17 protein-coding genes and 1 pseudogene are annotated in these 21,033 nt (G+C 65.9%); 12 read left to right on the plus strand and 6 right to left on the minus strand.

Translation table 11 applies throughout. The features are described 5' to 3' along the window. Window positions 1–163: 163 nt before the first annotated feature. From ACQPXB_RS08580 to ACQPXB_RS08625, 10 genes and pseudogenes are all read left to right on the plus strand, one after another. Window positions 164–556, plus strand: coding sequence for a hypothetical protein (locus tag ACQPXB_RS08580; RefSeq protein WP_432850686.1), 393 nt, complete (start codon window positions 164–166; stop codon window positions 554–556). Beyond that, on the plus strand, window positions 535–795 hold the full coding sequence (locus tag ACQPXB_RS08585; protein WP_432850688.1) for a hypothetical protein: 261 nt from the start codon (window positions 535–537) through the stop codon (window positions 793–795). Before ACQPXB_RS08580 ends, ACQPXB_RS08585 begins: the two co-directional genes overlap by 22 nt. 239 nt (window positions 796–1,034) lie before the next feature. Then, window positions 1,035–2,141 (plus strand): radical SAM protein, encoded by a 1,107-nt coding sequence (locus tag ACQPXB_RS08590; RefSeq protein WP_432850690.1) that lies wholly within the window; start codon window positions 1,035–1,037, stop codon window positions 2,139–2,141. A gap of 5 nt (window positions 2,142–2,146) precedes the next feature. After that, window positions 2,147–2,287 carry a hypothetical protein gene (locus tag ACQPXB_RS08595; protein WP_432850692.1) on the plus strand — a complete coding sequence of 47 codons (141 nt, stop codon included), beginning with the start codon at window positions 2,147–2,149 and terminating at the stop codon, window positions 2,285–2,287. A gap of 107 nt (window positions 2,288–2,394) precedes the next feature. Then, window positions 2,395–3,225 carry a hypothetical protein gene (locus ACQPXB_RS08600; protein ID WP_432850694.1) on the plus strand — a complete coding sequence of 277 codons (831 nt, stop codon included), beginning with the start codon at window positions 2,395–2,397 and terminating at the stop codon, window positions 3,223–3,225. 120 nt (window positions 3,226–3,345) lie between these two features. Further along, a complete protein-coding gene (locus ACQPXB_RS08605; protein ID WP_432850696.1) occupies window positions 3,346–3,609 on the plus strand; it encodes a hypothetical protein in 264 nt (87 codons plus the stop codon). An 84-nt stretch (window positions 3,610–3,693) separates the two neighbouring features. Continuing rightward, a pseudogene (locus ACQPXB_RS08610) lies at window positions 3,694–4,098 on the plus strand (DddA-like double-stranded DNA deaminase toxin); the annotation flags it as partial. Continuing rightward, window positions 4,095–4,478: an Imm1 family immunity protein gene (locus ACQPXB_RS08615; RefSeq protein ID WP_432850698.1), complete on the plus strand. Its 384-nt coding sequence runs from the start codon at window positions 4,095–4,097 to the stop codon at window positions 4,476–4,478. The pseudogene ACQPXB_RS08610 and the gene ACQPXB_RS08615, both read left to right, overlap by 4 nt. A 31-nt stretch (window positions 4,479–4,509) precedes the next feature. Beyond that, the gene (locus tag ACQPXB_RS08620; protein ID WP_432850700.1) at window positions 4,510–4,656 is read left to right on the plus strand and encodes a hypothetical protein; all 147 of its coding nucleotides are present in this window, start codon (window positions 4,510–4,512) and stop codon (window positions 4,654–4,656) included. A 34-nt stretch (window positions 4,657–4,690) separates the two neighbouring features. Continuing rightward, entirely contained in the window at window positions 4,691–5,218 is a 528-nt protein-coding gene (locus ACQPXB_RS08625) for a hypothetical protein (protein WP_432850702.1), read from the plus strand. Window positions 5,219–5,354: 136 nt separating this feature from the next. On the opposite strand, the gene ACQPXB_RS08630 is transcribed toward ACQPXB_RS08625, so the two are convergent. Further along, entirely contained in the window at window positions 5,355–5,810 is a 456-nt protein-coding gene (locus ACQPXB_RS08630) for a peptidase inhibitor family I36 protein (protein WP_432850704.1), read from the minus strand. Window positions 5,811–6,454: 644 nt separating this feature from the next. On the opposite strand from ACQPXB_RS08630, the gene ACQPXB_RS08635 reads away from it, so the two are divergent. Together ACQPXB_RS08635 and ACQPXB_RS08640 are read left to right on the plus strand one after the other, a co-directional pair. Continuing rightward, window positions 6,455–7,204 (plus strand): SDR family NAD(P)-dependent oxidoreductase, encoded by a 750-nt coding sequence (locus ACQPXB_RS08635; protein WP_432850706.1) that lies wholly within the window; start codon window positions 6,455–6,457, stop codon window positions 7,202–7,204. A gap of 54 nt (window positions 7,205–7,258) precedes the next feature. Next, window positions 7,259–8,335: a hypothetical protein gene (locus ACQPXB_RS08640; protein WP_432850708.1), complete on the plus strand. Its 1,077-nt coding sequence runs from the start codon at window positions 7,259–7,261 to the stop codon at window positions 8,333–8,335. Between the two features lie 67 nt (window positions 8,336–8,402). On the opposite strand, the gene ACQPXB_RS08645 is transcribed toward ACQPXB_RS08640, so the two are convergent. From ACQPXB_RS08645 to ACQPXB_RS08665, 5 genes are all read right to left on the minus strand, one after another. Next, window positions 8,403–10,679: a tetratricopeptide repeat protein gene (locus tag ACQPXB_RS08645; RefSeq protein ID WP_432850710.1), complete on the minus strand. Its 2,277-nt coding sequence runs from the start codon at window positions 10,677–10,679 to the stop codon at window positions 8,403–8,405. A 452-nt stretch (window positions 10,680–11,131) separates the two neighbouring features. Further along, window positions 11,132–12,769, minus strand: a complete 1,638-nt coding sequence (locus ACQPXB_RS08650; RefSeq protein ID WP_432850712.1) for an FAD-binding oxidoreductase — start codon at window positions 12,767–12,769, stop codon at window positions 11,132–11,134. Then, window positions 12,724–13,110 (minus strand): FAD:protein FMN transferase, encoded by a 387-nt coding sequence (locus ACQPXB_RS08655; protein ID WP_432850714.1) that lies wholly within the window; start codon window positions 13,108–13,110, stop codon window positions 12,724–12,726. The genes ACQPXB_RS08650 and ACQPXB_RS08655 overlap by 46 nt, the downstream gene beginning before the upstream one ends. Window positions 13,111–13,429: 319 nt before the next feature. Then, on the minus strand, window positions 13,430–14,068 hold the full coding sequence (locus tag ACQPXB_RS08660) for a hypothetical protein (protein WP_432850716.1): 639 nt from the start codon (window positions 14,066–14,068) through the stop codon (window positions 13,430–13,432). After that, window positions 14,056–21,027, minus strand: a complete 6,972-nt coding sequence (locus ACQPXB_RS08665) for an RHS repeat-associated core domain-containing protein (RefSeq protein WP_432850718.1) — start codon at window positions 21,025–21,027, stop codon at window positions 14,056–14,058. Before ACQPXB_RS08665 ends, ACQPXB_RS08660 begins: the two co-directional genes overlap by 13 nt. Between the last annotated feature and the right edge of the window lie 6 nt (window positions 21,028–21,033).

Consider the following 21,033-nt stretch of genomic DNA (forward strand, 5'->3'; position numbering starts at 1 on the left):
GCTCTTACGGTTGCCCCTGGCAGCTCGGCGACCGGTCGACCTCGGCTCCGGCCGGGGCGCGGACACCGCCCTCCGCGTGAGGGCTCCCCTCACGTCCGCGCCCGACGTCCCGGTCGCCGGGCTGCCGCCCATCCCCGGCGCACAGGCGGAAGGACAGCCAACAGTGAGCGATCACGCGGCGCAATCGCCAGAGGAAGAGCCGCACCTTGAGGCGCTCCGTCGTGCGGTTGCGCAGGGGTTTACCCCTGTCCCGCTGGCGAACGTCCCCGTTCTGTTCTACGAACGGCTCCGCGGCCGCGTGGTGGATACCCTCAAGATCGAGTCGATGACCGAAGCCACTGCGGCGCGCTGGATTTCGAACGACGGCGGCCCCTGGGCCAACGCAGACAGTCCCATGTGGCAAACAGACGGCGACGTGGCAACCGTCATCAACGAGTTGCTGAATCTCCCATTCGCAGATCAGCGTCACAACTTTCCGAGATCACCGCAAGCGCCGCACGACACAAGTAGTCAACCACAAACCGAGGAAGACGAATGTTCCCCACGTCTACACTAACCGCCGAAGAGCGCAAGATCATCTCCGCGCTGAACGAAAATCCTCCTGGGTTGACCTGCTTGAACGTTGCGCTCAAACTGAAGATCAACGAAAAATTGACTTATAGAGTCTTAATGGGGTTGAGTGCAAAAGGACTGACCTCAAAGGAGTATCAAGATTCCGGCTTCGGGGTCAAGATGCTCATCCATACCAACACCGACACCGGTCGGCGGCTTCTCGCAGAGGCCGAAGTGGTCTAGGTTCTCGTGTCGAACTCTCCCGCGCAGCGGAGACCCCATCAATCTCATGTTCATGATTCCAGGGTTCCCGATTTACCGGAATGGGACTCCACGGCCCGGCCGCGACCACTGCACGACTGGATCGTTCCGGAAATGACACCGGGGTGGCCCATTGAAGACCGAGACGATTCATAAACCGCGTGATCGACATAATTCCAACCCGATCGACCCAATTCCGGTCGCGTCCCTAGGAGGAATCAGTGCACCAACTCATCGCCAGCCCCTTCCTTGGCGACTACCTTGTGACGCGCCCCGACAGCGAGCGTGGAGTCAAGATTCCCCAGGGCCGTTACAACGAGCTGAGATCCGCGGGCGCCGACGAAATCGCACCGGAATGGCTCGAGAAGGCGGCTACGCAGTGCTGGGGTCTGAACGTCGGCGGGCGCGCGCTGCGTGACGTCGTGCTCGTGCGGAACGAATCGGCGTATGGGTTCGGCCGGGCCAGCTACGAGCTCAACCTCGGCTGCAACTACGACTGCGAGCACTGCTACCTCGGCGTGAAGCGCTTCGAGGGCCTGGGCTGGTCTGATCGGGAACGTCTGCTGAGCATCATGCACGACGCCGGCGTGCTCTGGCTCCAGCTCACCGGCGGCGAGCCACTGATCGACCCCCTCTTCCATGAGGTCTACCAGATGGCTTGGGACCTCGGGATGATGATCGGAATCTCGTCCAACGGCTCGCGCCTGCACAACCCTAAGATCCTTAATGCGCTCACCACCCGTCGGCCATACCGGCTCACGATCAGCGTTTACGGCGCCACAGAGGCCAGCTACGACGGACTGACCCAACGCCGCGGGTCGTTTCGGAAGTTCCAGCACGGGCTCACCGCCGCTGTCGAGGCCGGGCTGCCGATCAAGCTCAATATCGTCGTCGCACGGCAGAACGAACACGAGGTCGCCGAGATGCAGGCGATGGCCGAGCGGTTCAACCTTCCGTTTCACATGTTCACCAACATGAGCCCAACGATCTACGGCGGGCCGGAGAGCCTGCCCGCTCAGTCTCAGGAATTCCAGCGACAGCGCAAGCCATTCGGCGGCTGCAGCGCAGGAGTGACGTTCTTCCACGCCGACCCGCACGGCGTCGCCTCGATCTGCAAGGTCGGGCGAGACCCCTCGGTCAACCTGATATCCGAAGGCATCGGAGGGCTCACCAACCTGGCCGGCATCGCCGAGAAACTGCACACCCGCACCGGCGGCTGCAGCGGATGCGCCCTCTCCGGCACGTGCTGGGTCTGCCGCCCGCTCGCCAAGCTGTACCAGCAGGCGAAAGCGCCGCTGGCCTCCTACTGCCAGCACGGAGGGAGGTGAAACCCATGACCGCTGTCCTGATCGAGCTCAAACCGCCGTCCGCAGTGGCAGCCGACCTCGACGAGATTCAGATCATTCCCGATCTGGAGACCCTGTCCGAGCAAGGCAGGTGTAACTGCGCCGCCAGCGACGACAACCCCTACTGACCGCCCGCGGGGCGGACGTTGACGTGCCTCACGCCGGAGTCCGCCCCGCGCTGCCTTACTCTCAATCTCACCAGCGCTCGCCCACCTGACGAGGACCGACTCCGCCCATGGCCATCCTGCGCCAGCACTGGGAAGAACTTCCCCGACCCGTTCACCGCGCCGTCGAAGCCTTGCTCGGACCCATCCAGGCCGCTACGACCGTTGGGCCGGGCCAGAACTCGGCCATCGCCGCAGTCCTCGAGACCACACAGCGCACTGTGTTCGTCAAGGGCTTGCGCACCGACCAGCGCGCCGTCGTCACCCAGCAGCGAGAAGCATCCATCAACCCCCACGTCCGGCCCGTCTCCCCTGAACTGCTGTGGCGGCTGGAGATCCACGGCTGGGACCTGCTCTGCTTCGAACACCTCAACGGCCGCCCGGCCGACTACACCCCCGGCTCGCCCGACCTTCCACCGTTGATCGACACCATGCGCCGCCTGGCCGCACTACCGTGTCCCAACCTGCCGCCCGCTTACTTCCGCCCCGCCCAACTTCGCTGGGCCGAGCTCATCGACGACCCCGACGCCCGCCAGCAACTCGCCGGCGACACGATCCTGCACACCGACTACAACCCGTCGAACATCATCGTCACCACCACGGGCGAGCTGAAGATGATCGACTGGGCGTGGCCTACCCGAGGCGCCGCGTGGATCGACCCGGCCTGCCTGGTCCCACGGCTCATAGCCTGGGGCCACACCCCAGCCGGCGCTGAAGACGTCGCCGCGCAGTGCCCGGCCTGGAACGATGCCGACCCCGCCGCAATCGACCTCTTCGTGAACGTCCTCACCACCATGTGGGACTCCATCGCCCAAGACCAACCCGGCGAGGACTGGAAACAGACCCTCGCCACGTCCGCCAAGCAGTGGCTCGAGTATCGGGCCACGCCCGCGACCGCCTGAACAGCTCGAAACCGCGGGACAGCGAGACGAATATCGGTAATCACGCGTTTTCGTCGGATGTCGCCGCCATACTCGATCTCTGCCACGCATCGTCACGAGACAGCCCGGAGGAATCGCCGCATGGCCAGCCAACTCCAGGAAGCTGCCAGCCAAATCCAGGCGCTCGCCAGCAACCTGCCCATGACCGCCGTCCAGGCAATCACCCAGGAACTGGACAGCGTCGCCACCCAGGCCGCCGCGATCGTCGGCGGGACGCCTCACGAAGCTGTCGTCACCCAGATCCAGCAGGTCAGCCAGGAGATCGGACAGTCTGTCGCGGCGCAACTCCAAGTCCTCGCCCAACAGCTTGAGCAAGTCGCCGCCGCGATCGCCGGCGGTTCGTAGACAGGTCCCGGAGCGCGCCCGGTCGGGCCGCCTAGGAAGCATCCACCACCCGCTCCCACAAATCAGCAGCGGGTACAACAGGCCCGCGGTCGCATCAGCAGCGCTCCCGTCGGATTATCACCGGCGAAGGGGGAGTGGGTGCGCTCCGACGGCTCGAACGTCGAGCTCCAGAGCGGAACCCGCGACGAGTACTACCAGCAGACAATCGAGTTCGTCGCCGCGAATCTCCCTCCTGCCCAGCGGAAGGTCGCGCGCCTCGCCTCACACATGGAGGTCAAGGTCGCGGTCGAGATGAGGAACCAGGGTCTCACCGAGGAAACCGTCGTCATCGACCGTTCTGTGTGCGGCACCAGGGACTTCGACAACTCGGCTCCGCTGACGTGCGACAAACAGCTCGAGACGACCTTCCTCGCCCCTGGCTCCACACTGCACGTCGCCCAACCGGACGGCAGTACCATCACCTACACAGGACGGGAGGACCAAGCGTGACCCTGACGGCGTACGGCCCCACCTATATCAACGGGGTGGAAGGTGGCTTCAACCGCGAACTCGCCACGGCCGACGACGTGCGCCAGCTTGTCGATCTCCTGGCCCAGGACGGCGTCTTCACCGCCACCATCGAAGCCGAACACGGCGTCGTCGACGCCCACGTGCAAGGCGGTTACGGCTACCTCCTCTACAACGGCGAGGAGATGCTCTCCGCCTTCATCGACGGAGATCCCGCGTCGCCGCAGATCACCGCGTCCGAGACCGGATTCCCTGCCGGATCGGGCGTCTCGATCAAGCAGTTCACTGACGCCCTGCTCGATCTACTTCAGACGGGCCGGCTACCTCAGACTGTCGAATGGATCGGCACGCAGCTCTCCTGAACGGACGGGATGGAAGGGCGAGGTGAGCGGATTGAGGACGACACTGCTGCACATCAACGGCATGAAGATCCAGGTCGACAGGATCAAGGTCACCCCCAACGGCCCAACGGTTGCTCGTGCTGACCTCGCCCGCGGCTGGCCTGACCGCAGACACCGGATTCTGATCACCGAGTGTTGACAACCAGTGAAGCCGGTCTTGAGATGGTCGAACGATGACCGAACCTGACCCCGTCGAAGTAGAACTTGACACCGCTCGCCAAACCTACCCGGTTGGTGATCACGTGACCGGGAAGGTCACGCTGATCCCGCGTCCCGGCACGATAGGGCTGTTCGTCGATCTGGGCGAACCACCAACCGGATTCGTCGACGTAGTTCACCTCCCCCGACTCGTCGATCAGTGGCCAGGCGTCGGTACTGTTACCGATTTCGAGGTACTCCAGCATCGCCACCAACAGGTCCGCCTCTGGCCGCTCGACGATGCCTTTCGATCGAGCACGGCCAGCTTCTGGAGGAGTGAGCCCGAGTGGGTGTCGGTGAAGCACCGGTACCCCGTTGGTTCTGAAGTGATCGCCAAGATCACCGAGGTGTTCCCGTCGAACCGTGAGTACGTCGCCACGTTCGATGGAGTCTGGTCTGTCCTCGCGTGGACGGGCACGCCGCCTGTTGTTGGCGCCAACGCCCGCTTCGTGGTGGACCACCACCTCGATGCCACCCGCCGGGTGCTCCTGCGCAGAACCTGACCGTCACCGAATAGCCGCGACACACTCGAGTGGATGTCGTAGTGCGGTTAACAGGGCGGTTGGTGGTGGTCTGGCCAGTCGACGGGGTGGGGAGGCACCCCGTCGACCGGCCGTGGGCAAGAGGAGTCGTTTCTCGCTAGAGACGCTTCACGGACGAGTCGAAGTTGTTGCCGCCGTAGTAGGTGAAGTTGTACCTCGAATTCGGCGGATCACAGTTTCGTCGACCGGTGTAGTTGTAGCCCTCATATGTGCAGAAGTTCCACGGGGAGCGGTTCCACTGCGCGCTCGCGGCTTTGTCCAGGCCTTGGTTGGCAAGGTTGGGCGAGCCGGTCTTGAAGTAGGCCATCGCTCCGGCGCCGTCGTAGCCGTCGAAGAGGCAGTAGTAGCCCGGCGGGCAGCGGTCCCAGCCGCCGGCCTGGCCGGTTACGACTCCGCTGCTGTTTCCCGAGCCGACGATGGACTGCTGGACTTCGGCCGCGAATGCGCTGTCCGACGAACGCGCGGCGGCAGCGTGTGCCGGAGACTGAACGAGAACGCTTCCGGCCAGCAGCAACCCGAGCGAGGGCAGGACACAGAGAGCAGTTTTCGACATGGGTGTTCCCTTCGATGAATTGCGAACTTTTCGATTCGGATGACTCGCCGACGAGTCAAACCCCGCGCGATCTACCGCTCAGGCCGATTGGCTACTCCGCGGGCAGAGGCAGCCTCGCGGACCTGCTTCCAGGACTGGCAGCGCTCGCACCAGGCGAAGCCGGGGGCGGCACCGGGATTGGCCGCTAGGTCGTCGAGGGTGTTCTCGTCAGTATCAGTGACCGGGCTGCGGTGACCGCATTGCAGCGTGTAGTGCGCCACGTTCCTCCTTCTGTGTTCGAGTGGCATTTCGCCAGTCAGAGAGCCGGTAAGCACACCTGTGAAGTAGCCACGCCGGGTGGCGTCCGACGACAGCGGTCGCCACCCGGCCGGCGTGCGGATCGACCGAGTGACGTCGCGGAGACCCGACGGGGCAAGCGCCACGTGGAGGGGGTTGTGCCGATTCGCATGAGTCCACTGTGGTCATTCGCGCACGTCACAGAAAGCGATGAGCGAACACAGCCGTGTCCTATTTGTGTGCCGACGTGGTGACAGTCTTGGCAAGAAGAAAACCGTTGCCAACGAACAGCAATCCGCAGGCCCCATAGCTGCGTGATCAACTCTGCGGTAGCGTCGAATTCGAACTTGACGAGCAGAGGGGGACGGATGGGCAAGCTGTCTGGGCACGTCGCGGTGGTGACCGGTGGAGCGCGCGGCCTGGGACGCCAGATCGTCGAGGCCATGGCGGGCGAGGGCGCCGCGGTGGTGATCGCCAGTCGTCACGTCGACGCTTGCGAGGAAGCCGCCGAGCAGATCAGGCAGGACCACTGTGTCGACGCCATCGGCGTCGAGTGCAACATCGGGTCCTGGAGCGCGTGCGACAGCCTCGTCGAAACGGTCTACGCGAAGTTCGGCCGCGCCGACGTGCTGGTGAACAACGCCGGCATGGCGCTGCCGTACCGGACGATCGATGACCTCGACGAGCGAATGTGGCGCAAGGTGCTCGAGGTGAACCTCCTCGGCGCGGTCTCGCTGTCTCAGAGCTTTGGCGCCAGGATGGCCGACGCCGGCAGCGGATCGATCATCAACATCACGTCAACCGGCGCGGTTCGACCGAAAGATCCCTTTGTTCCGTACGCGGTGGCCAAGGCGGGCCTGAACACCCTGACGCAGGCGCACGCGCAGACGTTCGGCCCGATGGGTGTTCGAGTGAACGCCATTCAATGCGGCCCATTTCGGACACGAATGGCCGAAGCGTGGGACGAGAAGGCTATTGCCGTGCTTGAACGCACCGCCGCGCTGCGCCGGATTGGCGACCCAGAGGAGATCCGCGCCGCAGCGGTGTACCTCGCGACCAGCGACTCGGCGTTCGTAACCGGCACGATCCTTCAGCTCGACGGCGGCGCGACCTTCTGAGCCCGAAATGCGCTTCGCAGTGTCCCGACTGGACGCGGCGGATAGAATGATCTTGTGAGCGCCGCAGAACAGGTCGCATCTGGGCGACGTACCTTTCGCGATCTCGGGGCGTGGATGGTCTTCGACGCACAGAGCCGCTTGTATGCGATCGGCGATCGCCTGTACGACGGGGTGTCGGTCAACAACTCCGACAATGCGGCCCGGAAGCTGCTGCCGCCGTTGATTGCCCTGGCTCGGCGCACCCGCGAGCCCGTCCACCAGGAGCGCTCGTACGCCCGCAGCACGTTCGAGGTCGGGGTCAAGCCAGTGCTGGGCGGGCGAGACGGCACGCCTATCGCCTTCCTGGCCCGCTACGCCTACCCGGGCGACGCACTATCACCGGCGCCCTTGGTCGCGGCCTGGGAGTGGGAAGAACCCGCCGCCGGTTCCGACGGCTCGCTGCAGCACTGGTGGGGCGCTGACGCGCCCGCGCTCTACGGGGTGGCCCCGCCATCGCCAGGCTGGGAGGGCGGCCGCAGCGGGCGCGATCCGTACAGGTTCATGAATTCGATCCTGGTCGAGGACCATCGCATCCCCACCACCGCGGTCATCTCCGACTTCCGCAGTTCGGCCGTCGGCACGCCTCTGATCAGGTACATGGAGCAGCAGCACGCCGCAAGCGGCGAACGGCAGGTCATCCGCGCGGTGGGACAGAAGATTTCCGACCGCCTCTACGCCGGCTTTTCGATGCGGGTCGACCCGGCCGCAGCACGACAGGCCGTGGAGCCCCCGCTGCTCCAGCAGCTCAGCGCATGTGCGGCCCTCATCGAGGACCCGCTGATCGTCGTCGACTCGATCCTCGAGGCGGTCGTGATGACCAGTCCGGACTACCCGACCGAACAGTCGCCGATACCCGACACCAGCAAGCTCGCCGAGCTGGTCGAACCAGAGGACGTCCACGCCGTGCTCGAGCTCGTCCACGACGCCGCGGGTCATCCGGCGAGCCGCCTGCCGGTGGTGGCCGCCCGTGTCAGGAAGGCGGACGGCTCGGTGTGGCCGGTGCGCATCCACGCCGTGGGCATCAGCGCGGGCACCACGCCGACCGGTCAGTTCGTCATGTGCCGCCTCGAGCCTGGCGATGACCGACCTTAGGGGCCGAGAAGTCGCCGCCCTGCTCACGGCAACGGCGACGACTTCCCGCTTCCCGGCCACCTGCTGCTCAAGCAGCCGGGGTGTCCGGGGCGTTCAGGACAGCGTTGAGCGACGCGATCTGCGCTTGGATGTCGAACGCACGCGGGTCGTGCAACGTCTCGAGGATCTCGGCGGCCTCGCGATACGCCTCGCGGGCGTTGCGGTCGTGGCCGAGCTTGCTCAGGACTTCGGCTCGCACGGTCAGAGTGTCGGCTTCCGCCCAACGCTCGCGGCTCGTCCGCCGCAGTTCGAGAGCTTTGTCCAAATGAGTCAGCGCCGGCCGATACGACCCTTGCTGTAACAGCAGCAACCCGAGCTGGTGGTGGGCCAAGCTGATCGCGCTGTTGATGCCAGAACGCTCCGCCAGCTCGAGGGCGTCGTAGGCCGTCTCCGCAGCCCTTTCGTCCTCGCCAAACTGCTGCTGCTCACAGGCAAGCATCGCCTTCGACACGGCGACGCCGAAGTCGAGGCCGCCCTCGGAGAAGAGCTGTTCAGCGCGCGCATACAACTCGCGGGCGTCGTCCGCTTGCCGAAGAGACGCGTGCGCGGAGGCGAGCGCGAACGCCGTCCAAGCCTCGAGGAGGCCATCACGGTCGTCAGTTCCGAGTTCTCCCTGCTGCCGCAGCCCGGCCTGGAGCAGCAGGATCGCGTCCTCGGTGTGGCCGACTTCGTGCCGGACCCAGCCCAGGCTCAACATGCTCCGAGCATGTCCGGCGCGGCTGTTGACCCGGAGGGCTGCCGCACGCCCATCCGTGGCCGCATTCAGCCAGGCGCGCCAGTTCTTGGTTATGTAGAAGTACGGGAGCAGCATGGCCGGCAGCTTCCAGCCGAGGTCGCCCACGGCGACGCTCCGCGCGACCCAGAGGATGGCGCCGGCCTCGATTTCGAACCAGGTCAACGCGGCATCATAGTCTTTGCGCCCAAATGAAAGCGGCACGACGTCCTCGACGGAATCCGGCGCCAACCCTGCGCCGGCCCAGTCTGGCGCCAGAGCGTTGCTGGCCGCGTGGGTTGTCGCGGCGTACCAATGCAGCAGCCTGTGGCGCGCCTTGTCGAGCTCGCGCGGCGGTTCGTCGGCGCCGGCGCGCTCGTGGGCGTACGCGCGCAAGAGGTGGTTCATCCGCATCCGGCCGTTCTCGACGAGCTCGACGAGGTGTGCTCGGTGCAGGACGTCGAGCGCCCGACCGGCTTCTGCAACGTTGATCTCGCCCAGCGCGGCGGTGGATTCCGGGCTGATCACGGCCGTTGGGCTGGTACCGAGCAATCGGAAAACGCGCGCCGCCTGTGACGGGAGCGCCAGGTAGGACACGTCCAGCACAGCGCGGATGTTGACGGCCGGGTCGGACGAGGTGAACAGTGCCAGCCGCTCCGGCATCGTGGCGAGCTGGCCGGCGACATGGTCGAGGGTGTGGCCGCCGTGCTTCGTGTACTCGGCAGCGATGCGGATCGCCATCGGAAGCCGCCCGGCGCACCTCACGATCTTCTCAGCCGCGCGGAGGTCGGCATTCACCCGCGCTTCCCCCACACGACAGCGCAGCAACGTCATCGCGTCGTCGACGGGAAGAGGCGGCAGGTTGATCTGCACCGCCCCGGTGTGAGTCAGCAAAGCGCCCTGGTGCTCGCGGCTGGTCACGATGAGCACGCTTCCCGCGCCGGGCAGCAGCGGCCGGACCTGCTTGTAGTCGGCCGCGTTGTCCAGGATCACGATGGACGGCCGGCTGGACAGGCGAGACCGGTATCGTGCCGCGCGTTCTTCGACCGTCCCCGTGAGCTCGGCGCCAGGGGCTCCCAGAGCACGCAAGAAACCGTCGAGCACCGCACCGGGCTCCGCCGGCTTACCGGCCGCCAGCCCGTGCAAGTCGACGAACAAGCAGCCGCCCGGATATCGCTCCTGGACCTGAGACGCCCACTGAATCGCCAGCTCCGTCTTGCCTGCCCAGAAGCCGCCTTCGATGAGCACGGTCACTGCGGTCCCGTCCTCGTTGTGGGCCGCCACGGCATCATCCAGCTGACGGAGATATCCCTGGCGGCCGGTGAAGTCCGAGGCCGGCGGGGGCAGCTGCATCGGGCGAACATGGTCGCCGCCGAGCCGCTGCTCAGAGGCGATCCGCACCAGTTCGCCGTGAGCCCCGAGGACTTCGTCCAGCCTGTTTACCACCGCCTGCCTCCGGTCCCGGTGGCCGTGGAAGACCTTCGAGACGTAGCTTTCGCTGTAACCCGCCTGGCTCGCGATCTCCTTGAGCGTCAGGCCCTTCTCTCGACACAGCCGCCGCGCCGTCATCGCGAAGACGCTTTCATCCCTCATCAGTTGCCTCCCCAAGCAACAGCGCGTTCCGACCGGCAGAACCCCGCAGTTGCGCCACATCAGCGCACGTTGTCTCCGAGCAGGGTGTTCCGACGACGAAATCGATGCGATCAAAAACCGTCAGACGTTTACCGGACGCAGGTTTCGGAGTCAGATCCACATCGAGATCGCGACCGATCATGAAGAAAACTCATAACCGATCTCCTCTCGCGCCGATGACCGTGTCTTCAGCCAGCGGGCCAGGCTCAGCCACGCGGCCGCCCTCCCCTCGAGGCGACTCGATCAGCAGTCCTCCATAAATACCTTGATCAACTTCACCGCAACAGTGCCCCGACCAAGCATTAACTCTTTCGAGTGGCAACGTTCGGTAGTCCACCTCGTCGCGCCAAGTCGATCAGTACGAGATCGGCATGGGCGCGCACAGCCAGTCGCGTCTCCGTCGGCCTGCTGGATCAGCCGGTGTGGTCGAAGTCGACGACCAGGCGCTCGGCGACCGGGCGTGATTGACAGGCCAGGATCGCTCCCGGGGCCAACGTTTCGGCTGGTTCGCCATCCACAGTCACCGTGCCACCAGCGACGAGGCGGCCTCGGCACGTGAAGCAATAGCCGGTGCGGCACGAGTACGGAACGTCAAGGCCGTCGCGTAAAGCCGCGTCGAGGATCGTGTCCGAACCGCGGGCGGCGACGTCGGTGATTACGCCACCGAGGACGACGGTGACCTGCGCCGAGGACTCCTCGTCGCGCGTGGTCGGAGTCGGCCACGGCGTGACCGGTGCCGGACGGGGCGGGAACCGCTCGGTCTGGATTCTGGTGGACAGCAGCCCCAATGCCCTGAGCGTGTCACGGACGGCATCCACCATCGCGCCCGGGCCGCACACGAACGCCTCGTCGATGGCGGCGGTGTCGAGGGCCCCCTCCGCAGCAAGCTCGCGCAGAGTGTCGGGAGTGAGGCGGCCGTGGCGCAGTGGCGGTTTCGGGTGTTCGCGGCTGAGCAGATGGTGCACGGTGAGGCGGCCGGTGTAGTGCTCGGAGAGCCGGACCAGCTCGTCGCGGAAGATCACGGACGCGAAGGTCCGGTTGCCGTAGAGCAGGGTGACGCGTGAGCCGGGTTCCGCGCTCAGGATGCTTGTCGTCAGCGAGATGATCGGCGTGATACCGCTGCCTGCGGCAACCGCGAGAACGTGGCGGCTGCGCTGCGGGTCGGGTGTGGTGCCGAACAGGCCCGCCGGTGTGCTGATCTCGAGTGTGTCACCGACCCGGACCCTGGTGTTGATCAGCGCGGACAGCTCACCGCCGGGCTGATGTTTCACCGCGATGCGCAGCTCCTGCTTCGCGCTGTCGCCGCACAACGAATACGCGCGCTGGACACGGTGTCCCTCGATGTCGGCCCGCACGAGCAGGTGCTGGCCGGGCCGGAACCGGAACTCCCGGGACAGACTGGGCGGAGGTGCCAGCTCGACGGAAACGGTGTCGTCGGTCTCCGCACGAACGTCGGTCACCGTGGCGGGGTGAAACCGCGGCGCGACCTCCGCGGCACGCGCGCCACTCGCCCGAGATCCGGGTGGGCGCCGGCGGACGAGAACCCGATACGTCGTCAGGAAGAGAACCGCGGCGCCGAGCAGGATCCCCGTGACACGAATGGCAGTGTTGCCCGCGTCCGTGCCCGCAGTGAAGGCGTGGACGGTGACCAGGACGAACAACGCGAACGTGGCCCAGGGCACCCGGCGCCACCATCGTGACGGCAGGTGGCGGCGTGCGATCGAAGTGATCTGGACCGCGGCCAGCACGTACAACGCGACCACGCCCCACGCCACTGCACCCGGTCGGTAGGTCGATGCGAAGGGCACCACCAGGTCCGGCAGGCCGAACCCGATCCAGCGGTCCACTAGAAGCGCGACCAAGTGCACACCGACGAACGCCACCGCGAGCCCGGCGAGCCACCGGTGTAGATCCTCCAGCGTGGCGTGGGGAGTCCGGGCACTGAGGATACGAGTGGATGTCAGCAGGCCCCAGACGACCGCGGACGAAAGCAGCCACCAGGCGGTCAGCCCGCCCGCACGGGCGATGTACCACCACAGGCTGGAGTCCATCGTTCATACCTTTCCCATGGCCCAGCCCGATGGACCGTGCCGTCGGCGGTCACGAGCAGAGCCGCCGCTTGCTGCGCGGCGACCAACTTCATGCCCGCGTTCAAGCCTGCGATCACCGCGGCCTTGGCAACCACCTCGGCCCAGTGCGCTTGCGCACCGACCACGGTGGCGCTGGCTAGCGGCGTCGATGACGGGCGTCCTGTGGCGGGGTCGATCAAGTGATGCAGATTGAGGCCGTGCCGTCGCCAGCGGCGGCGCAGCGGCGTTGACGTTGTCACCGCTCCGCTGGCCAAGCCCACCCACGGACCCAGCGACCTTTCACGAACACGGCCTACCCTCATCCGTACCTTCCGGGGAAATCCGAGGCAGACCCCGAGCAGGCGGGACTTCCTCCTGGAACATGGCCCATCGGCTCAAGCCGAAATCGGCAGCGCGCTCCGGCCTTCCCTGCCCGGGCGAAGCGACGATGGCGTCGATCTCGTCGAGGTTGAGCTGTCGCCAGTCGTCGAGGTCGTCGTTCGCCAGCACTTGGGGAGGCGTGCCGCCGACCCCTCCGCAAGCAGCTGATAGAGGTTGCAGGTGAACGAACTTAGTTGTCGATCAACCGTACACGCACAGTTACGACGGTGCCCGTTCTTAGTAGCTAATCGCATTGGACAATTAATTCTCGATGGCACCGAAAAGTTGGAATTCCTTCGGCAAACTCAAGAGTCGTGGCAAAATAGTTTCCAAATGCCGCCCAAGAGATACCCTTTCAATATCAAAGGCATCCTCTGCCGCCTCCCTGACCTCCTCGATCCTTTCAAGTTCCAACCCCACGTCGCCTTCGAAATCGAACGTTCCTCGAAGATCTTCCGAAAGCAGTTGAACTCTTTCCGTTATGTGCTCAATAAGAATACCGCGGCGGGAGAGATTCTCCTCTTCAGCCACTAGATACAAGTCACAGAACACCCGAAGACTCCAGATCGCACGACTCTTTTCGAGCTCCCACCCAACCAGACGGTTATTCAAGGGCCAATCAGAACTGGTCACTAGTCGCGCGTTCGCGAATCCCGATTCCGATTCGATTGCGGGGCAGATTAGACCGTCAGATGACTCCGCAGAGTGCCAGGATGCACGCTCTGCTTCGAGCAGGCCAGAAAGATTCAGCTGGAGTCCCGAGACGTCCATGAACACTGAAGCAAACGCGGAAATTTCACTGCTTGCGAGAGGGCAGTAAAACTCTCGAAGTGCCCGCAGTACGACTTCACGTTCTAAATCCTGACTCGGCTGGCCAAGCCGACCCGTCATTCGCTCCACAGTCCACCTCCGGTGACGTGCTTCAGTGAATCTTCCCATGTGCCCGCCGAACGGGTCGACCCAGCCCAAGGCTCGAAGTTGAGAGGCCCGGGCCATCGCTCGGTCATGTGTCGCTCAGCCTCAAGCGCGTCGGATCGACTGTCGAAGTTCTTGACGATCTGCATACGCGCTTGCAGTTGATTGAAACAGTCACACGTGTACCGAGATACCGGGTTCCTCGAGATGCCCCACTTCAGAATTTTTCCTGTTTCAGGTTGATGTAAGGCGTAGAGGGAGGTCTGGCCCTTCTGCGGAAGGGGCCCGTCTACTTTGCCGCCGCAATTGTGGACGAGGACGGGTGTGCTGCCGGCTTCCACGTAGTAGGTGTGGACGTCGTCGATGGTGAGGTTGTAGGTGATGATCGCGGCGGTGTAGAGGCGGGTGGCCACGACGGTGATGTGACCGTTATCCGGGGTGTTGACTTGGTCGCCGACACGCAGGTTGTCGGCTTCACGCCAGGTGTGGAGGGTGACATCCCAGAACAGATGCTGCGCGGTAGTGGTGATGGTCGCCGACCCGTCCGGCGTGCTGAAGGTGAGATCGTCGAAGGACTTGTCGGTGGTGGTGACATGCACCGCCGTTACCACATGCTGTTCGACGTCGTGACTGTCGGGCTCGGCGTTGGTGATCGTGTCACCGACGTGGACCTGACTGATCGGCTTACTCGAGCCATCAGCCATCAGGACACCGGTGGCACCGGCGAAACTGTTACACCCAGACGAAGCCTTGGCCGGGCTGGCAGCCGGGGCCTCCTCCGCCGGCGCGGCCGCCGCTGGAGCACTCTTCGCAGCTGCAGGAGGCGGCGGCGGATCCGCGGGTGTGGGCGCGGCGCCCGCCTCGCCGGCCGACTCCCCGGCGGACGCTTCGGCCCCTGCTTCGCCGCCGGTTGCTTCACCGGCACCGTCGCCGAGCATCTCGCCGGCGACTCCGGCACCGGCTGTGGCACCACCGGCCGCGGCCAAGGTGCCGGCGCCCTCGGAGACCGCCGCGGCCGCGGCGCCGGCCGCGGCCCCGGCACCGCCGAACAAGGAGCCTTCGGTCGCGCCGGCTGCGATCGCGCCGAGGCAGAGCCCGTCGGTGGCGACGACGCAGGCCACTGCGCCGACGACAGCCGCAACCGTGCCGACCACGATCAGCCAGTGCGGCAGGTGGAACGAGTGGTCGACCGGAGCCGCGACCGGCGCTCGTGACGGCGGCGCTCCGCCCCCAGACCTGCCGCCCCTCGCGTTTGAGCTCGAGTGGCCGGATGCGGTGTGCGCCGGCGGCGAAGGAGGTGGAGGCGCCACTTCCGGATCGAAATATAGTGCGGGGCTCCAGACGGCCAACCCGCTCGGGTCGCTGCCGGTGACGGGGTCGTTGCCCGCGTAGTCGTACCCGCCCATCTCGTTCGGGTCGGTCTGCTCGAACACCGGGTCAGCGGACAGGAACCGACCGTTCGCCGGGTCGTACTCGCGGGCGCCCAGGTTCTCCAGTTGTGTGGTCGGGTCCGGTGTGCCGCCGACGTAGCCCTTGTCGCCGGGCCAGGTGCTCGGCGCAGTCCCACGGTCCTGGCCGAAGGGCAGGTACTGGCGGCGCGTGGTTGCGAGGGTGGAGGAGTTGAGCGTGAGCTGGTCGGTGCCTTGCCGGTCGGGTACCAGGTACTGCACGGCGCCGGAAGAGCTGCGGACGGCGACCGTCGTCCCGCCGAGGGAGTAGTAGCGCGTGGCCGTGGTGGTTTCGGAGACGGGGTCGAGCACCAGTTGCATGTCCCCGAGGAAGAACGTGGTCTTATCGGGGTCGCGGCGCACGATCAGGTTGCCGCCCTCGTCGTAGACGTAGGAGGTGGTGCCGACGGCAGTGACGTCAGTACTCGGCTTGTTCTGGTTGTTCCAGGTCAGTGTTTGGTTGCCGGTGGAGCCGCCTGTGATCGAGGTCGTGTTTCCGGCCGTGTCGTAGGTGTAGGAGGCGGTGTTCGCGGTGGCGTTCGGCCCGGTCGCGGTCGTACCGGTCAGGGTGTGCGGCTGGTCGGTCGCCGAACCCTGCGCCGGGTAGTTGAAGGTGGTCGTGGTGTCCCCGGCGGTGTTGCCGGAGGTGTTGTGGTCGGTCTGGGTCAGCCGGTCCCCGGCTGCGTCGTAGGTCCACGACTGCCAGTAGGGCGTGGGGCCACCGACGCTCGCCGAGTTGCCCGGCGCGGGCGTCGAAGCGCAGTTGTCGGTCGCGGTCCAGGCCTGGGAAAGGCGGTCGGCGAAGTCGTAGCCGTAGCACTGGGTGTCGACCGTGGCGCCGCCGTTCTGGCGGTCAGTGGACGAGACGACCAGGCCGGCGCCCTTGGACACGCCGGGCCCGCTGTAGGTGTAGCTCGTGTCGTCGACGACCACGCTGGTGTTCGAGGTGGTGGTCTGGATGTCGGTCAGCGCGTGCGTCTGCGGGTCGTAGGCGTTGGTGGCCCAGACGCTGCCGCCGGTAGCCGGCATCGTGTACTGCAGCGGCTCGCCGAACTCCGAGTACCCGACCGCTTGCACGTAGGTGGTCACGTTGCTCGCGAGCGAGGTGGGTTCACCAAAGGCGTCATAGCCGACCGACACGCTCTCCGACGGCAACCCGTCCAGCGCAGGGTCGCTGTGGCCGGTGAAGTATCCGGTGAGGCTGTAACCGAACGACACCGTGTAACCGGCCGCGGGGATGAGGCTGGTGCCCTCGCCGGTCAGCGTCGTCGTGACCGCTTGCGCTTGCGCCTGCGCGTTGTAGGCCCGGATCGTCTGGGTGTAAACGTCGCCGCCGGAGTGCGACGTCTGCGAGGTGGGGTAGCCCTTCTTCAGAGTGTCGTAAGTCCAGCCGGCGATCTCGTTGCCGCTCGAGGGTGCGGCGTTTCCAGTGGTGTCGTAGTCGAACGTCTTGCGGCCGTCGGCGTCGTAGGCGTGGGTGGTCTGCTTCCCCCGCGAGTCGGTCGCCGTGATCAGCTGCCCGGTGTGGTCATACGTGCTCGTTGTCGTGCCAGTGTCGGGATCCTGGGACGAGGTCTGGTTGCCGAGCAGGTCGTACTGGTACGACCAGGTGTTACCCGCCGCGTCCTTGACGCTCTGCTGCTTCCCGTTCGGGTAGTACGTGTAGTGGGTGGCGGAGTAATCGCCCGGCGGGTCGGTGGGGTCCGCCGGCGCGCCTGCGTTGTAGCGGTAGAGGTCGGTCGTGTTTCCCCTGGCGTCGGCCAGCGTGGTGGTCGACGGCGACCCGGCCGGCGGGATCGTGGTGACGAAGTTCCCGCCGTAGACGTAGCTGGTACGCCAGGTCTCGTTGCCCAGCGCGTAGGCGATCGCCGCGGTCTTGCGGCCGGCGCTGTCGTAGGAGGTGCCGGTCGACGAGGGAACGTCACCTGCCGGAGCCTGGACGTAGGTCGGCGAGACCGCGTCGGAGTTGAAGTAGGGGTTGGTGGTCTCGGACACCCAGCCGTCGGTGTTGTAGATCGTGTCGGTGATGTCCCGGCCGTTGTCCGGCGTCTGGTTCTGGACCTCCCTAGATCTCAGCAACGCGTCGTAGAGGGTCTCCGAGAGCCGATAGCTGCCGTTGAAGTTCAGCGTGGATGTGTCCACAACGGACGGTGCACTGTTCGAGATGGTGTAGGTGTACTTCAACGACGGCGCCGAGATTCCCGGCTTCAACACCGAAGTGAGCCGCCCGAGCGCGTCGAACTGCTCCTTGGTCACGAACCCGCCGGCATCCGTCGACGAGGTGGGCAGGTCGCGCACGGGATCGTTCACCGTCGTCGTGGTGAACGCCAACGGGTCCTTCACCACCACCTGCGTCGGTTCCGCCCCGGTCGCGGGGGTGTAGGTGGTCTGGGTCGTGCGGTTGTCCGGGTCCGTGGTGCTCGCCGGTCGGCCGTACTCGTCGAAGGAGGCAGTGGTCACCGCATACGTCGAAGTAGCGGCCGATCCCGTGTAGGTGATCGCGCTCTCGGTCTCGGTGGGGTCTCCGACGGAAGGTGCAGCCCCTGAGGTGGTCGAGCCGTCGTAGAAGGTCAACTGGTCGGAGACGGCGTCCTGGGGGTACACGGGCGTCGTGCCGCAGTCGGCCGAAAAGGTTTTCTGCTCAGCCGGCCTGTCCAGGATCCACGCGGTCGTGTTGTCGGCGAAACTCGTTGTGCTGCAAAGGTCGTCGGCCGGTGTCGAGACGTCGCCGTGGTCGTCGGTCGCCGTGACGCGGCCATGACTGTCGTGGGTGTAGTCAGTCTCGGTTTCCCGAGTGCCGCCCGAACTCAGTGGCGTGTAGACCTTCGTGTCCGCAGTGTCGAGCAGGAACGATTGCAGCGGCTTCAGGCCCGAGACGGCCTGCGATGCGGTGGCAGCCGACGACCAGGGATCGCTGATGGTGTCGGAGACGACCGCTGATCCGTTGTAGACGACCGTTTCGTAGGTGCCGCCGGCGAATTGGTCGCTGTCGGTTACTGGCGGATCTCCGCGTGAGTCGGAGACCGCGGCCGGTCTGCTTCCTCCGTTGGGCAGAGTGTCCCCGTCCATGCCCCGGAAGTAGGTGTACTGCGTCTTGGTGACGGGGTCGGGCGCCGTGCCGGTGGTGACGATCATGCCCTGGAAACCCCGCCACTGGTCCCAGGTCCGCTCGTCAGGTTGACCGGTCGGGTCCTCCGTGTAGTGCCAGGCGGGTGTCCCCACGGGTGTGTAGGTCGTGGCGATCGTGTCGTGGGCCGAGCCGCCGGTCGGATCTTCTTCGGTGACCCCGGTGACGATGAACTTGTTGAACCAGTCGAGGACTGGCTCGGTCTGGTTGGGCGGCAGCCAGTAGGCCGGATAGCAGAGCGTGGTGTTCTGGGAGGGATCCGACGGGACGCCGGACGCGCAGCCAGGGGACGAGTAGCCGACCGAGATGGTTTCCCCGGTCTCGGTGGTGATCGTCGTCAGCCGCTGCCGGGTGATCGGCGAGTAGCCGTCGCTGAGATCCACCCGGTTGGACAGCGGGGTTCCGGAGAAGACCACGGGTGGCAGGGTGATGGCTGCCGTCGAACCACCGGCCGAGGTGTCCTGCCCGGTACGGGCGATCGACGAGAGCCACAGCGAAGGGCTGGTGGAATCGTCGGTCGCCGGGTACGCGTGGGTCAGCGCCCAGCTGTCCGCATTGGTCTCTGTGGTGCCGACGAGGACCTGGGTCTGGATCGACTGCAGGGCGTACTCGGACCAGAACGACGGTGACTGCACCGAACAGTTGGTGTTGTTCGCGCAGTTAAGGTCATAGGGCACGTCGGGCCAGTTGGACGCAGTGGCCGACGACAGCGTGGCCGGATCGCAGGTGGCCTGGTTGCACCGTCCGGTGGTCGTGAACAGCACCTGCGCGGCCGGCTGCGTCGAGTAGACCTGGCCTGCGCGCTGCCCATACTGGATCTTCGACAGGTAGCTGCCGCGGTTGTACGGGGTGTTCGCCGTGCTGCCGAGGTCGCGGGAGTAGAAGTTGTTTTCCGTGTTGTAGAAGTACGAGACGACGTCGGAGTGGGTGTCCACGACGTAGTCGAGGTTCCAGCGGTAGGCCTGCTGGCACCAGGAGTTCGCGAACGTCGCGTTGTAACAGGGCTGTCCGGCCGCGGAGGCGAAGACCGGCTCGGTCAGCACCGAGTTGGTGGTCGGATTCCCGCTAGTCCAGCCGGGCAGCTGGTTGAGGCCGAAGTAGTACTGGGTCCCGTCCGCGGTCGTGACGACGAAGTGCTCACCGTTCTGCGCCCCGTTGGCCGCGCCGGTGACGTACTGCACCCGCTCGCTGGCATCGGACCGCGGGTGGTACGTCCCGGTCGCGTCGTCCTTGATCAGCGGCACCGTCTGGCCGTTCAACGAGAGGATCAGCGTGTTGTTCGCCGACCAGCAGTTGTCCCAGGTGCGTGTCGGTCCGGCGGGGTTCTCGTGACAGGACTGGTAGCTCCGCTCGACGTACCCGGGCGAGTAGTCCCACCCGTCCCCGATCCACGAGGGCTGGTTGTTCGTCGACGGCGTCAGTCCGTCGACCGCTTGCGAGTCATAGGACAGGGTGACGTTCGGCGTGAGCCCACCGGGCACGTTGGGCACCGGGACCGGGTAAGACCAGTTGAACGAGTCGGCGGGCCCGCCGGCTTGCCACGACCCTGACGAGTGGAGCGACGTCGCGGCGAAGTCGCCACCACCGCCGCCCGATGGTGCCGACGTGGCAGCGAGCACCATCGACGCGGCGCTGTTTGCAGACTTGCCCGTCGGAGCGGCTGGTACGACGACATCCGCGGCGAGGGTCGCGGCCTTGGCGTCGCGCGTGAACGGAACCGGTGTCTGGGTGCGGCATTTCGGCAGGTCGGGGGTGGTCGCGGCGCAGCCGGGCAACGCCACCAGCTGAAGCCTGGACACCCAGTCCCCGCCGAACGCGTCCTGGAACTGGCCGTAACCCATCGTCACGTGAACGCTCGATGAGCCTGCACCACTGGTGGTGTGGCGCAACGACATCATCGTCCCGGTGATACCGGCTGCAGCGGCCTTTGCTTTGGTGGCGAGGTCGAGGTGGATGCCGGTCGGGGTCTGCGTCGCGCCGGCCTTGGCGGACGGGGCGTGCCCGCTCGGCGCGAGCCACACCGGCAACGCTCCAGCACGGGTCGGTGCGGAGTTCGCCTGTGCCACGGTGATGTCCGCGGCGCCGGAGGGCCACGCGGGCGGCGACGAGTGCCACGCCGGCATGGCAGGCGGCTTCCGGTACTTCCCCTGCACCGGGTTCACCGGGACGGACTTCGTCTGCTCCACGTAAGGCGCGCCGCGCCCTGTTGCCGCGGCGGCAGGAGATGCGACGGCAGTACTCAGCCCGGCAAGCAGCACGACGGCCAGCGCCCACGCGACACCTCGGTGGGCCGACGAGCGCCACCCCAGCCCGTCGCCGGAAGCGCGACCGCCCGCCACAAAACGTCGATTTCCCCAGATTCCGGACACCGTGAT

It is taken from the genome of Amycolatopsis sp. CA-161197 (assembly GCF_050942255.1).
Lineage (GTDB): Bacteria > Actinomycetota > Actinomycetes > Mycobacteriales > Pseudonocardiaceae > Amycolatopsis.